This is a genomic window from Kitasatospora sp. RG8 (assembly GCF_017813315.1).
In the GTDB taxonomy this organism is placed as follows: domain Bacteria; phylum Actinomycetota; class Actinomycetes; order Streptomycetales; family Streptomycetaceae; genus Kitasatospora.
In genome coordinates, this window is record NZ_JAGIYX010000004.1 from 238,982 (window position 1) to 252,521 (window position 13,540).

General features: G+C 72.0%; 10 protein-coding genes. All 10 read left to right on the forward strand.

Annotated features, from left to right (window positions below):
- Window positions 1–43: 43 nt before the first annotated feature.
- The gene (gene argS, locus J5Y04_RS08700; protein WP_209411267.1) at window positions 44–1,699 is read left to right on the forward strand and encodes an arginine--tRNA ligase; all 1,656 of its coding nucleotides are present in this window, start codon (window positions 44–46) and stop codon (window positions 1,697–1,699) included.
- 89 nt (window positions 1,700–1,788) lie between these two features.
- Complete coding sequence (gene lysA / locus J5Y04_RS08705; RefSeq protein ID WP_209411268.1) at window positions 1,789–3,183, forward strand: diaminopimelate decarboxylase; 1,395 nt, start codon at window positions 1,789–1,791, stop codon at window positions 3,181–3,183.
- 137 nt (window positions 3,184–3,320) lie between these two features.
- Window positions 3,321–4,613 carry a homoserine dehydrogenase gene (locus J5Y04_RS08710; protein WP_209411269.1) on the forward strand — a complete coding sequence of 431 codons (1,293 nt, stop codon included), beginning with the start codon at window positions 3,321–3,323 and terminating at the stop codon, window positions 4,611–4,613.
- 8 nt (window positions 4,614–4,621) lie between these two features.
- Window positions 4,622–5,710 carry a threonine synthase gene (gene thrC, locus J5Y04_RS08715; RefSeq protein ID WP_209411270.1) on the forward strand — a complete coding sequence of 363 codons (1,089 nt, stop codon included), beginning with the start codon at window positions 4,622–4,624 and terminating at the stop codon, window positions 5,708–5,710.
- A gap of 348 nt (window positions 5,711–6,058) precedes the next feature.
- On the forward strand, window positions 6,059–6,994 hold the full coding sequence (gene thrB, locus J5Y04_RS08720; RefSeq protein ID WP_209411271.1) for a homoserine kinase: 936 nt from the start codon (window positions 6,059–6,061) through the stop codon (window positions 6,992–6,994).
- Between the two features lie 581 nt (window positions 6,995–7,575).
- Window positions 7,576–9,669 (forward strand): transcription termination factor Rho, encoded by a 2,094-nt coding sequence (rho, locus tag J5Y04_RS08725; protein ID WP_209411274.1) that lies wholly within the window; start codon window positions 7,576–7,578, stop codon window positions 9,667–9,669.
- Window positions 9,670–9,796: 127 nt separating this feature from the next.
- Window positions 9,797–10,930 (forward strand): LCP family protein, encoded by a 1,134-nt coding sequence (locus J5Y04_RS08730; protein WP_209411275.1) that lies wholly within the window; start codon window positions 9,797–9,799, stop codon window positions 10,928–10,930.
- A 139-nt stretch (window positions 10,931–11,069) separates the two neighbouring features.
- Complete coding sequence (rpmE, locus tag J5Y04_RS08735; RefSeq protein WP_148642921.1) at window positions 11,070–11,291, forward strand: 50S ribosomal protein L31; 222 nt, start codon at window positions 11,070–11,072, stop codon at window positions 11,289–11,291.
- Between the two features lie 133 nt (window positions 11,292–11,424).
- On the forward strand, window positions 11,425–12,501 hold the full coding sequence (prfA, locus tag J5Y04_RS08740; protein ID WP_209411278.1) for a peptide chain release factor 1: 1,077 nt from the start codon (window positions 11,425–11,427) through the stop codon (window positions 12,499–12,501).
- A 61-nt stretch (window positions 12,502–12,562) separates the two neighbouring features.
- Window positions 12,563–13,429 (forward strand): peptide chain release factor N(5)-glutamine methyltransferase, encoded by an 867-nt coding sequence (gene prmC / locus J5Y04_RS08745; RefSeq protein WP_148642919.1) that lies wholly within the window; start codon window positions 12,563–12,565, stop codon window positions 13,427–13,429.
- Window positions 13,430–13,540: the final 111 nt, after the last annotated feature.

Sequence of the window (13,540 nt, forward strand, 5' to 3'; positions counted from 1 at the left end):
CCGAGTGGCGGGCGGGTGCCCCGTCTCGCCTACGCTTGGCGTCGTGACCCCCGCAGAGCTTTCCCAGGCAGTCCAGGCCGCAGTGAGCGCCGCCGTCGAGGCGGGCGAGCTGACCGTCGCCGTGCCCGAGCACGTGACGATCGAGCGGCCCAAGAACAGGGACCACGGCGACTACGCGACGAACGTGGCCCTCCAGCTCGCGAAGCCGGCCGGCAAGCCGCCGCGAGCCGTGGCCGACCTGGTGGCCGCCCGTCTGCGCGAGCTGCCCGGGGTCGCCAAGGTCGACATCGCCGGGCCGGGCTTCCTGAACATCACCCTGGACACCGCCACCCAGGGCGCGCTGGCGCGCACCATCGTCGAGGCGGGCGCCGAGTACGGGCGCAACGAGGCGCTCAAGGGCCTGAAGATCAACCTGGAGTTCGTCTCCGCCAACCCGACCGGCCCGATCCACATCGGCGGCGTCCGCTGGGCCGCCGTCGGCGACTCGCTGGCGCGCGTGCTGCGGGCCTCCGGCGCCGACGTCACCACCGAGTACTACCTCAACGACGCGGGCGTGCAGATCTCCAAGTTCGCCGGCTCGCTGAAGGCCGCCGCCAACGGGCAGCCGGTCCCCGCCGACGGCTACGTCGGCGAGTACATCGTCGACATCGCCAAGGCGATCGTGGACGGCGTCCCGGGCGTGCTCGACCTGCCCGAGGACGAGCAGCTCCAGGTCTTCCGCGCCGAGGGCCTCAAGCTCATGGTGGCCGAGATCCAGCGCTCGATGGAGGAGTTCGGCACCCACTTCGACGTCTGGTTCTCGGAGAAGTCGCTGCACGACTCCGGCGCCGTCGAGAAGGCCATCGACCGGCTGCGCGAGCAGGGCCACGTCTTCGACCGGGACGGCGCCATCTGGCTGCGCACCACCGACTTCGGCGACGACAAGGACCGCGTCCTGATCAAGGCCGACGGCGAGACGACGTACTTCGCCGCCGACGCCGCGTACTACCTCTCGAAGCGGGACCGCGGCTCCGAGGTCTCGGTCTACATGCTGGGCGCGGACCACCACGGCTACGTCAACCGCCTGAAGGCCATCGCGGCCTGCGCGGGCGACGACATGGACCGCAACATCGAGGTCAAGATCGGCCAGTTCGTGAAGATGCTTCGCGACGGCGAAGAGGTCCGCATGTCCAAGCGGGCCGGCAACATCATCACGATCGACGACGTCGTCGACTGGATCGGCGTGGACGCCGCCCGCTACACGCTGGCGCGTTCCTCCACCGACTCCACCATCACGCTCGACATCAACGTGCTGACCAGCCAGACCAACGAGAACCCGGTCTTCTACGTCCAGTACGCGCACGCCCGGATGAGCTCCGTCCAGCGCAAGGCCGCCGGTCTCGGCATCACCAAGGCCCAGGACTTCAAACCGGAGCTGCTCGCCACCGAGTGGGAGTCCGACCTGCTCGGCCAGCTCGGCGAGTTCCCGCGGGTGCTGGCCAAGGCCGGCGAGCTGCGGGAGCCGCACCACGTCGCGCGGTACCTGGAGGAGGTCGCCCGCGACTACCACCGGTTCTACGACAACTGCCAGATCCTGCCGAAGGGCGACGAGGAGGTCACCGACCTCACGCACGCCCGTCTCTGGCTCGCCGACGCGACGCGCACGGTGATCGCCAACGGCCTCACGCTCCTGGGCGTGACGGCGCCCGAGCGGATGTAGCACCACCCCCAAGCGCACAGCGGGGGCGGCGGACGGTCAACGGGGACCGTCGCCGCCCCTCGCCATAGGTCTAGGAAGTACGAGAAGACATGAGTCGCTCCGCACACCCCGCAGGCCCCCGCCACGGCGACGTGCTGCCCGAGGGCCACTACCAGGCCCCGCCGGCCGACCTGAACGCGCTCGACCCGAAGGTGTGGTCCGAGACCGTCACCCGCGGCGCCGACGGCGTCGTCACCGTCGGCGGCATCGACGTCAACCGTCTCGCCGCTGAGTTCGGCACCCCGGCCTACGTCATGGACGAGGCCGACTTCCGCTCCCGGGCCCGTGCCTGGCGGGACGCCTTCGGCACCGAGGCGGACGTGTACTACGCGGGCAAGGCGTTCCTCTCCAAGGCGGTCGTGCGCTGGCTGCACGAGGAGGGCCTGAACGTCGACGTGTGCAGCGGCGGCGAGCTGCACGTCGCGCTGGCCGCCGGGATGCCCGCCGAGCGGATCGCGCTGCACGGCAACAACAAGTCCGTCCACGAGCTGGAGCAGGCCGTGAAGGCGGGCGTCGGGCACATCGTGGTCGACTCCTACGAGGAGATCGAGCGCCTCGCCGCGATCGCCGGCCGGCAGGGCGTCCGCCAGCCGGTGCTGATCCGGATCACCGTCGGCGTCGAGGCGCACACCCACGAGTTCATCGCCACCGCGCACGAGGACCAGAAGTTCGGCCTCTCGCTGAGCGGCGGCGCGGCGGCCGAGGCCGTGCGCCGGGTGCTCGCCCACGACGGGACCCTCGAGCTGCGCGGCATCCACTCGCACATCGGCTCGCAGATCTTCGACACGGCTGGCTTCGAGGTGGCCGCCCGCCGGGTGGTCGGCCTGCTGGCGGAGATCCGGGACGAGCACGGCGTCGAGCTGCCCGAGATCGACCTCGGCGGCGGCCTCGGCATCGCCTACACCAGCGACGACGACCCGCGCGAGCCGTCCGAGATCGCCGCCGCGCTGGCCGACATCGTCCGCCGCGAGTGCGCCGCCGCGAACCTCGGCGCCCCCCGGCTGAGCGTCGAGCCCGGCCGCGCGATCGTCGGCCCGACCGCCTTCACGCTGTACGAGGTCGGCACCGTCAAGCCGCTGGAGGGCCTGCGCACCTACGTCAGCGTGGACGGCGGCATGTCCGACAACATCCGGACGGCGCTCTACGACGCCGAGTACTCGGTGGCCCTGGTGTCGCGCGCCAGCGACGCCGAGCCGATGCTGGTCCGCGTGGTGGGCAAGCACTGCGAGTCCGGCGACATCGTGGTGCGGGACGCCTTCCTGCCCGCCGACCTGGCCCCCGGCGACCTGATCGCGGTGCCGGCCACCGGCGCCTACTGCCGCTCGATGGCCAGCAACTACAACCACGCCCTCAAGCCCCCCGTGCTGGCCGTCGGGGACGGCGCGGCCCGGGTGATCGTCCGGCGCGAGACGGAGGAGGATCTCCTGCGTCTCGATATCGGATGACGAAATTCTCGTCTCAGATCATGGAACGACCGTAGATCCGTACGGAAAGTCCCGGAGACTGGTACGGACCGAAGTTTCGGCGGACCCCCGAAATCCCGCCGGAATACCGAAGCAGGACGAATGCAGAGCGGAGTCGGATGATGCGTACGCGGCCGCTGAAGGTGGCGTTGCTGGGCTGTGGTGTGGTGGGCTCCGAGGTGGCGCGCATCATGACGACGGACGCCGCCGACCTCGCCGCGCGCATCGGCGCGCCGGTCGAGCTCGCCGGCATCGCGGTCCGCCGGGCGGGCCGGACCCGCCCGGGAGTGCCCGATCACCTGGTCACCACCGATGCCGAGGCCCTGGTCAACCGGGGCGACATCGACGTGGTGATCGAGGTCGTGGGCGGCATCGAGCCGTCCAAACACCTCCTCCTGTCGGCGTTCAAGCAGGGCGCCTCGGTGGTCAGCGCCAACAAGGCGCTGCTCGCCCAGGACGGCACCGAGCTGCACGCCGCGGCCGCCGAGGCCGGCGTGGACCTCTACTACGAGGCCGCGGTGGCCGGAGCGATCCCGCTGCTGCGCCCGCTGCGAGAGTCCCTCGCGGGGGACAAGGTCAACCGGGTGCTGGGCATCGTGAACGGCACCACCAACTTCATCCTCGACAAGATGGACACCACCGGCGCCGGCTATTCGGAGGCGCTGGAGGAGGCCACCGCGCTCGGCTACGCCGAGGCGGACCCGACGGCCGACGTCGAGGGCTTCGACGCCGCCGCCAAGGCCGCGATCCTGGCCGGGATCGCCTTCCACACCAAGGTGACCGCGGCGGACGTCTACCGCGAGGGCATCACCGAGGTGACCGCCGCCGACATCGCCTCCGCGAAGGAGATGGGCTGCGTCGTCAAGCTGCTCGCGATCTGCGAGCGGGCGGCCGACGGCGAGTCCGTCACCGCGCGGGTGCACCCGGCGATGATCCCGCTGTCGCACCCGCTGGCGTCCGTCCGCGAGGCGTACAACGCGGTGTTCGTCGAGGCCGAGGCGGCCGGGCGCCTGATGTTCTACGGCCCGGGCGCGGGCGGCTCGCCGACCGCCTCGGCGGTGCTCGGCGACCTGGTCGCGGTCTGCCGCAACAAGCTGGCCGGCGCCACCGGCCCCGGTGACTCCGTGTACACGCAGCTGCCGGCCAAGCCGATGGACGAGGTCGTCACCCGGTACCACGTCAGCCTGGACGTGGACGACCGCGCGGGCGTGCTCGCGCAGGTGGCGTCCGTCTTCGCCGAGCACGGGGTCTCCATCGACACTGTGCGCCAGCAGGGCCGCGACGGCGACGCCTCGCTCGTCGTGGTCACCCACCGTGCCACCGACGCCGCCCTGTCGGCGACGGTCGACAAGCTCCGCGCGCTCGACAGCGTGCGGGACGTGGCCAGCATCATGCGGGTTGAAGGGGAGTAGGAACAGCCATGAACGCCGTGATCGCCAGAGGCGCGCACACCCACCAGTGGCGCGGCCTGATCGAGGAGTACCGCGACCGCCTGCCGGTCACCGACTCCACTCCCGTGGTCACCCTGCTGGAGGGCGGCACGCCGCTCGTCCCCGCCCGGGTGCTCTCCGAGCGCACCGGCTGCGAGGTCTACCTCAAGGTCGAGGGCGCCAACCCGACCGGGTCCTTCAAGGACCGCGGCATGACGATGGCCATCTCCAAGGCGAAGGAGGACGGCGCCCAGGCCGTCATCTGCGCCTCCACCGGCAACACCTCGGCCTCCGCCGCCGCCTACGCGGTGCGCGCCGGGATGGTGTCGGCGGTGCTGGTCCCGCAGGGCAAGATCGCGCTCGGCAAGATGGGCCAGGCGCTGGTCCACGGCGCCAAGATCCTTCAGGTGGACGGGAACTTCGACGACTGCCTCACCCTTGCGCGTGAACTGTCCGAGAAGTACCCGGTGGCGCTGGTCAACTCGGTGAACCCGGTCCGGATCGAGGGCCAGAAGACCGCGGCCTTCGAGATCGTGGACATGCTCGGCGACGCACCCGACATCCACGTCCTCCCGGTCGGCAACGCGGGCAACATCACCGCGTACTGGAAGGGTTACCGCGAATACGCCACCGACGGGCTGGCCTCCCGCACCCCGCGGATGTGGGGCTTCCAGGCCGCCGGCTCGGCCCCGATCGTGGACGGTGCGCCGGTGCTCAAGCCGCAGACCATCGCCACCGCGATCCGGATCGGCAACCCGGCCTCCTGGGACTTCGCGCTCGCCGCGCGGGACGAATCGGGCGGTCTCATCGACAAGGTGACGGATCGTCAGATTCTGTCCGCCTACCGGCTGTTGGCCGCTCAGGAGGGCGTCTTCGTGGAGCCCGCCTCGGCCGCCTCGGTGGCCGGCCTGCTGGCCAAGGCGGAGGCCGGCCTGGTCGACCCGGGCCAGCGGATCGTCTGCACCGTGACCGGCAACGGCCTCAAGGACCCGGACTGGGCCGTGGCCGGCGCCCCGCAGCCCCAGGTGGTCCCGATCGACGCGGAGGCCGCCGCCCGCCGCCTCGGCCTGCTGGACTGAGCCGGGTCACCCCGTGAACGGTGTCCGGGCCGACCCTTTCGGGGGTCGGCCCGCCGCCGTTCTCGGCTGACACTTTTGTGTCAATTCCAGCGTGCATTCCGGTGCCATTCCGGCATGCATTCCGGCCAGAAACGGCAACACACCAGATCGAAGGCCCACGGGGTGTACCACTGTGGAACCTCTCTTCGATACTCTGGGTTCGGCCGTGTGGCACATGCCCCGGGTCCGGCCCGTCTGCGGGTCGCGCCGACGACTGTGACCGCCCGCCCCGGCCGGGGCCCGCGGCCCATCCCCACCCTCGCACCGACGCGCTTCGCGCCGCCCGATTTCCCCAGGAGAGTCCACCGCATGGCCGGTCCTGCGTTCCGTGCCGCCGCCGTCCGGGTCCGGGTTCCCGCGACCAGCGCCAACCTCGGCCCCGGTTTCGACGCCTTCGGACTCGCCCTGGGTCTGTACGACGACGTGGTCGTCCGGGTCGCCGACTCCGGGCTCTCCGTCGACATCGCCGGCGAGGGTGCCGACACCCTGGCCCGTGACGAGCGCCACCTGGTGGTCCGCTCGATGCGCGCCGCCTTCGACCGCCTCGGCGGCCAGCCGCGCGGCCTCGAAGTGGTGTGCGCCAACCGGATACCGCACGGCCGTGGCCTGGGTTCCTCGTCCGCCGCGATCTGCGCCGGCATCGTGGCCGCCCGCGCCGTCACCATCGGCGGCCCGTCCGCGCTGGACGACGAGGCGCTGCTGGCCCTCGCCTCCGAGCTGGAGGGCCACCCCGACAACGTCGCGGCCTGCCTGCGGGGCAACTTCACGGTGGCCTGGACCGACGAGGAGTCCGCCAGGGCCGTGACCCTGGAGCCGTCCGCGCAGGTCGTCCCGGTGGTGTTCATCCCGTCCACCGAGGTGCTCACCGAGACCGCCCGCGGCCTGCTGCCCAAGACCGTCCCGCTGGCCGACGCCGCCGTCAACGCGGGCCGCGCCGCGCTGATGGTGGAGGCCCTGACCCGGCGGCCCGAGCTGCTGCTCGCCGCCACCGAGGACCGGCTGCACCAGGACTACCGGGCCTCCGCGATGCCGGACAGTGCCGCGCTGGTGGGGGCGTTGCGCGCGGAGGGCGTCCCGGCGGTGATCTCCGGGGCCGGTCCGACCGTGCTGGCGCTCACCGACGAGGCGGGTGCCGACAAGGTGCTGGCCTTCGCCGGCGACCACGGCCACGGCGGCCCGGTGTTCGCCGCGCACCGGCTGGAGCTCGACCGGGCCGGGGCCACGGTGCTCCCGCTCGACGTCTGAGCACCACGTCGGAGCACGTCCGACGGCCCGGACCGGCGCCGACCGGAGCCGGGTTGTCCGGACACGATTGGCAAGCGCAAGGCTGGGGAATGTCTGAGGGGGTCGGTAGTGTTAACCTCATTGCTGCACCAGGTGCCCTCCGGGGCTCGGTGCGCCGCGTCCCGATCCCAGCACTCCGCTCACGCGGAGTCCCGGCGATGCACGGGGCGACGATTCTCCGGGAGCCCACCGCAGCGCGTACGCAGCCTGCCTGCGCAACTTGCGGTCGCATCCCGAAGCCGTGACGGCACCTGACTCCCACCCGCAGCCTCCAACCCGAGGCCAGGACGGGCGGAGCGCGGGCCACCGTCACGCGACGGGGGCCCGGGATTCACAGGCAGCGCGGGGTCGGCACGCGACCGTCCCATCGCGCCACTCAGCACCACCGTGCTTCATGCACCGCACCTCGCAGCTCTCCTCCGACTGGCTACCGCCATCCGGGGGATCACCGCCTCGGACCGACGCAGTCGAGCGTTGGTCAGGACAGCACAACCGGTCGCCGAGCCAGACAGGCCGACGTCCGCTCCAGGGAAGGACCCTTAGTGAGCGACACCACCGATCTGATGGGCGCGCGCCCGGACGCCGAGGCGTCGGACGCAGCCGCCGCCCCCGCCGCCCCGGCCCGGCGCCGTCGCACCGCCGCCGCGGGCCTTGACGGGCTCGTCCTGGCCGAGCTCCAGAAGCTCGCCTCGACGCTGGGGATCAGCGGCACGGGACGCCTGCGCAAGAGCCAGCTGATCGAGGCCATCAAGGAGAAGAGCGGCGGGGACCCGCTGCTCGCCGCCGGTGCCACCACGGCCGCCCCGGCGACCAAGCGTGCCGCCGCCAAGACGGCCGCCGCCGAGCCGGCCGAGAAGCCCGCCCGCCGCACCAAGGCCGCGCAGGCCGAGGCCCCGGCCGCCGCCGAGGCCCAGATCGAGATCCCGGTCCAGGCCGCCGCCGAGACCGCCGCGCCGGCCCGTGCCGAGCGCACCCGCCGCCGTGCCACCTCGGCCGCCGGCGCCCCGACCGCCGAGGCCGCCGCCGAGGCGCCCGCCGCGGTCGTCACCGAGGCCAAGCAGGCCGAGGCCCGCCCGGCCGAGACCCGCGCCTTCGAGGGCCGGGAGGAGGGTCGCACCGAGACCCGCCGCGACCGCCGGGACCGCCGCGACCGCCGCGAGGGCGGCGAGCGCGAGGGCCGCCAGGAGGCCGGCGAGGCCCAGGCCGGCCAGGACGCCGACAGCCGCGAGTCGCGCCGCGACCGCCGCAACCGCCGGGACCGTGCCGACCGCACCGACCGTGCCGACCGCCAGGGCGGCCAGCAGCAGGCCGGCCAGGGCGACGGCCAGCAGAACCGCCAGGGCGGCCAGCAGGTCCAGCCGCAGGCGCAGCAGGGCGGTTACGACGACGACGAGTTCGGCGACGGCCGTCGCGGCCGTCGCGGCCGCTACCGCGACCGCCGGGGCCGTGGCCGTCGCGAGGGCTTCGAGGCGGGCGTCGCCGAGCCGCAGGTCGGCGAGGACGACGTGCTGATCCCGGTCGCGGGCATCCTCGACATCCTCGACAACTACGCGTTCGTGCGCACCTCCGGCTACCTGCCGGGCCAGAACGACGTCTACGTCTCGCTCGCCCAGGTCCGCAAGAACGGCCTGCGCAAGGGTGACGCCATCACCGGTGCGGTGCGCCAGCCGCGCGACGGCGAGCGCCGCGAGAAGTTCAACGCCATGGTGCGGCTGGACTCGGTCAACGGCATGGACCCGGAGAGCGGCCGCGGCCGCCCCGAGTTCAACAAGCTGACCCCGCTCTACCCGCAGGAGCGGCTCCGCCTGGAGACCGACCCGGGCGTGCTGACCACCCGGATCATCGACCTGGTGTCGCCGATCGGCAAGGGCCAGCGCGGTCTGATCGTCGCGCCGCCGAAGACCGGCAAGACGATGGTGCTGCAGGCGGTCGCCAACGCGATCACCCACAACAACCCCGAGTGCCACCTGATGGTCGTCCTGGTCGACGAGCGTCCGGAGGAGGTCACCGACATGCAGCGGTCGGTGAAGGGCGAGGTCATCTCCTCGACCTTCGACCGCCCGGCCGAGGACCACACCACGGTCGCGGAGCTGGCCATCGAGCGCGCCAAGCGCCTGGTGGAGCTGGGCCACGACGTGGTGATCCTGCTGGACTCGATCACCCGCCTTGGCCGTGCCTACAACCTGGCGGCGCCGGCCTCCGGCCGCATCCTGTCCGGTGGTGTCGACTCGACCGCGCTGTACCCGCCGAAGAAGTTCTTCGGTGCCGCGCGCAACATCGAGAACGGCGGCTCGCTGACCATCCTGGCCACCGCGCTGGTCGAGACCGGCTCGCGGATGGACGAGGTGATCTTCGAGGAGTTCAAGGGCACCGGCAACATGGAGCTCAAGCTCGACCGGAAGCTCTCGGACAAGCGCATCTTCCCGGCCGTCGACGTCGACGCCTCCAGCACCCGCAAGGAGGAGATCCTGCTGGGCAGCGAGGAGTTGGCCATCGTCTGGAAGCTCCGCCGGGTGCTGCACGCGCTCGACTCGCAGCAGGCGATCGAGCTGCTGCTGGACAAGATGAAGCAGACCAAGTCCAACGCCGAGTTCCTGATGCAGATCGCCAAGACGACCCCCGGGTCCGGCGACTGACCGTCCACGGTTGATCCACCGGCACGGAACCCCGGTTCGCGCGAGCGGACCGGGGTTCCGTGCGTTGTTCCAGAGTTGGGACACATTGACCCCTTTGGATCATGTTGTCCGATTTACTCTGGACCGTATGGCTGAGCACAAGCGGGTCCTGAGCCGCCGCCGCAAGGTCCTGCGGGTGGCCGCGTGCGCGTTCGCCGCGCTCGTCGTCCTCGGTGCCGGGGCGGCCGGCTACGCGTACTTCAAGCTCAACGGCAACATCAAGAGCGTCGACATCGACGCCCGGCTGGGCACCGCCCGCCCGCCGTCCGCCACCGACGGCTCGTTCAACGTCCTGGTGCTCGGCTCGGACTCGCGGGCCGGCGGGAACGGCGACCTGGCCGGCGGCGACACCGGCGACACCGCCCGCTCGGACACCGCCATGGTGGTGCACGTCAGCCAGGACCACTCGCGGGCCGAGGTGGTCTCGATACCCCGGGACACCCTGGTCGCCCGGCCCGACTGCACCGACCGGAACGGCAAGGCCGCCCCGGGGGCCAGGCGCGCGATGTACAACAGCGCGTACGAGACCGGTGGCGCCGCGTGCGCGGTCAAGACCACGGAGCAGCTCACCGGGCTGCGGATGGACCACTACGTCGAGATCGACTTCGCCGGCTTCGCCCGGGTCGTGGACGCGATGGGCGGGGCCACCGTGACCACCACGGTCCCCATCCACGACCAGGACAGCGGGCTGGACCTGGCGGCCGGCGAGCACCACCTCGACGGCAGGCAGGCGCTGGCCTTCGTCCGCACCCGGCACGGCGTCGGCGACGGCAGCGACCTCGGCCGGATCGAGCTGCAGAAGCAGATGGTGAGGTCGCTGCTCCAGCAGGCCGGCGGGATCGGGTTCTTCTCCGACCCGGTCAAGCTCTGGTCGATCGGCGACACGCTGACCCGCTCCATCACCACCGACTCGGCGCTGGCCTCGGTGAACTCCCTTGTGGGGCTGGCCCAGGAGCTCAAGGGGATCGGCCCGGACCAGCTGTCCATGGTCACCCTGCCGGTGGTGGCGGCCCCCGGCGACCCCAACCGGGTGGTCGCGCAGCAGCCGCAGGCGGACCAGCTCTGGGCGGCCCTGAAGGACGACCAGGCGCTCCCGCAGGCCGTGGTGGCGGCCCAGCCCGGGAACCCCGCCCAGGCGACCCCCACGGCCCCCGCGAAGGCCCCGGCGACCGGTCGGGCGGGTACCGCCGGACCCTCGGCGCGGGCGACCGCGCCCCGCTGAGTCCGGGCCCGGAATATCCCGGAACGCCACCCGGTTTGGGAAGAAGCGGCCGGTCCTGGCAGACTGGTCCGTCGGTCCCGGTTCACGTGCGGCACTCCAGTCGCCGACCCGGTGCCCTCCCGAACACTAGGAGAACCCCTTGAAGCCCAACGTTCACCCCGAGTACGTGGTCACCCGTGTGACCTGCACCTGCGGCAACGAGTTCACCACCCGCTCGACCGAGACCAGTGGCGAGATCCGCGCCGAGGTCTGCTCGCAGTGCCACCCGTTCTACACCGGCAAGCAGAAGATCCTCGACACCGGTGGCCGCGTGGCCCGCTTCGAGGCCCGCTTCGGCAAGCAGCACAGCGCGAAGGCCTAGCGCTCCCTCGGCGCCGGTTCCCGGCGCCCCCGTACTCGTTCCGGGGGCGTTGGGGACCGGCGCCGTTCGCGTCCCACGGCGCACGAGCGCCCCGCGACCCCCACCACCGCAACCCACGGGAAGAAGGCCACCCATGTTCGAGGCAGTCGAAGAGCTCCTCGTCGAGCACGCCGACCTCGAGACGAGGCTGGCCGACCCGTCCGTCCACGCCGACCAGGCCAACGCGCGCAAGCTGGCCAAGCGGTACGCCGAGCTGACCCCGATCACCCGGGTCTACCGGGCCTGGAAGCAGGCCGGCGAGGACATCGAGGCCGCCCGCGAACTCGCCGCCGAGGAGCCGGAGTTCCTCGCCGAGGTGAAGGACTCCGAGGCCCGCCGCGAGGAGCTGACGGAGGAGCTGCGGCTGCTGCTCGTCCCGCGCGACCCGAGCGACGAGAAGGACGTCATCCTGGAGATCAAGGCGGGCGAGGGCGGCGAGGAGTCCGCGCTGTTCGCCGGTGACCTGCTCCGGATGTACCTGCGCTTCGCCGAGCGGATCGGCTGGAAGACCGAGATCATCGACTCCAACGAGTCCGACCTCGGCGGGTACAAGGACGTGTCGGTGGCCGTGAAGACCAAGGGCAGCACCGAGCCCGGCCAGGGCGTCTGGGCGCGGCTCAAGTACGAGGGCGGCGTGCACCGCGTGCAGCGCGTCCCCGCCACCGAGTCGCAGGGCCGCATCCACACCTCCGCGGCGGGCGTGCTGGTCACCCCCGAGGCGGAGGAGGTCGAGGTCGAGATCGTCGCCAACGACCTGCGGATCGACGTCTACCGCTCGTCCGGCCCCGGCGGCCAGTCGGTCAACACCACCGACTCCGCGGTCCGGATCACCCACCTGCCGACCGGTATCGTGGCGTCCTGCCAGAACGAGAAGAGCCAGCTCCAGAACAAGGAGCAGGCGATGCGCATCCTGCGTTCGCGGCTGCTGGCCGCCGCGCAGGAGGAGGCCGAGCGGGAGGCCTCGGACGCGCGCCGCAGCCAGGTCCGCACCGTGGACCGCTCCGAGCGGATCCGCACGTACAACTACCCCGAGAACCGCATCTCGGACCACCGCACGGGCTTCAAGTCGTACAACCTGGACCAGGTCCTGGACGGCGACCTGAACGCGGTGATCCAGTCCTGCGTGGACGCCGACGCGGCCGCCAAGCTCGCGGCGGCCCAGCAGAACTGAGACCGGCGTCCGGGCCCCGGACGCACCAGAGAAGCCGCAGCGCAGAAACAAGAGGTCGTACGTGAACCTGCTGCTCGCCGAGGTGGCCCAGGCCACCCAGCGGTTGGCCGCGGCCGGTGTGCCGTCGCCGCGCTTCGACGCGGAGGAGCTCGCCGCACACGTCCACAACGTCAAGCGCAGCCAGCTGCACACGGTCAAGGACGCGGACTTCGACGCCCGCTACTGGGAGGCCGTCTCCCGCCGCGAGGCGCGCGAGCCGCTCCAGCACATCACCGGCCGGGCGTTCTTCCGCTACCTGGAGCTGGAGGTCGGCCCCGGGGTCTTCGTGCCCCGCCCGGAGACCGAGACGGTCGTCGAGTGGGCCATAGACGCCGTCCGTGACATGGACGTCGCCGAGCCGCTGGTGGTCGACCTCTGCTCCGGCTCCGGCGCCATCGCGCTGGCCCTCGCCCAGGAGCTGCCGCGCTCCACCGTGCACGCCTTCGAGCTGGACGAGGGGGCGCTGCAGTACACCCGGCGCAACATCGAGGCCAGCTCCGACCGCGCCCGGGTCACCCTGCACGCCGGTGACGCCACCAAGGCCTTCGCCGACGACCGCTCCTGGGACGGCCGCTTCGACCTGGTGATCTCCAACCCGCCGTACATCCCGCTCACCGAGTGGGAGTACGTGGCGCCGGAGGCCCGCGACCACGACCCGCAGATGTCGCTGTTCTCCGGCGAGGACGGGCTGGACACCATCCGCGGCATCGAGCGGGTCGCCGCCCGCCTGCTGCGCCCGGGCGGCGCCGTGGTGATCGAGCACGCCGACACCCAGGGCGGCCAGGTGCCGTGGATCTTCAACGAGGAAGGCGGCTGGACGGACGCCGCCGACCACCGCGACCTGAACAACCGGCCGCGCTTCACGACGGCCCGAAGGGCGTCGTTGTGACCATCCAGCACGGCACGACGGCCCGGAAGGCCTCGTCGTGACCATCCAGCGCAGCACCACGACCCGCAGGGCGTCGCTGTGAACGCGCCCGCCCACGTGTTGAGCCATCTC

Excerpts from the sequence above, each read along its gene's own strand:
- prfA (WP_209411278.1), top strand. The coding sequence starts at position 11,425 with ATGTTCGAGGCAGTCGAAGAGCTCCTCGTCGAGCACGCCGACCTCGAG.
- thrB (WP_209411271.1), top strand. The coding sequence starts at position 6,059 with ATGGCCGGTCCTGCGTTCCGTGCCGCCGCCGTCCGGGTCCGGGTTCCC.
- lysA (WP_209411268.1), top strand. The coding sequence starts at position 1,789 with ATGAGTCGCTCCGCACACCCCGCAGGCCCCCGCCACGGCGACGTGCTG.
- J5Y04_RS08730 (WP_209411275.1), top strand. The coding sequence starts at position 9,797 with ATGGCTGAGCACAAGCGGGTCCTGAGCCGCCGCCGCAAGGTCCTGCGG.
- thrC (WP_209411270.1), top strand. The coding sequence starts at position 4,622 with ATGAACGCCGTGATCGCCAGAGGCGCGCACACCCACCAGTGGCGCGGC.
- J5Y04_RS08710 (WP_209411269.1), top strand. The coding sequence starts at position 3,321 with ATGATGCGTACGCGGCCGCTGAAGGTGGCGTTGCTGGGCTGTGGTGTG.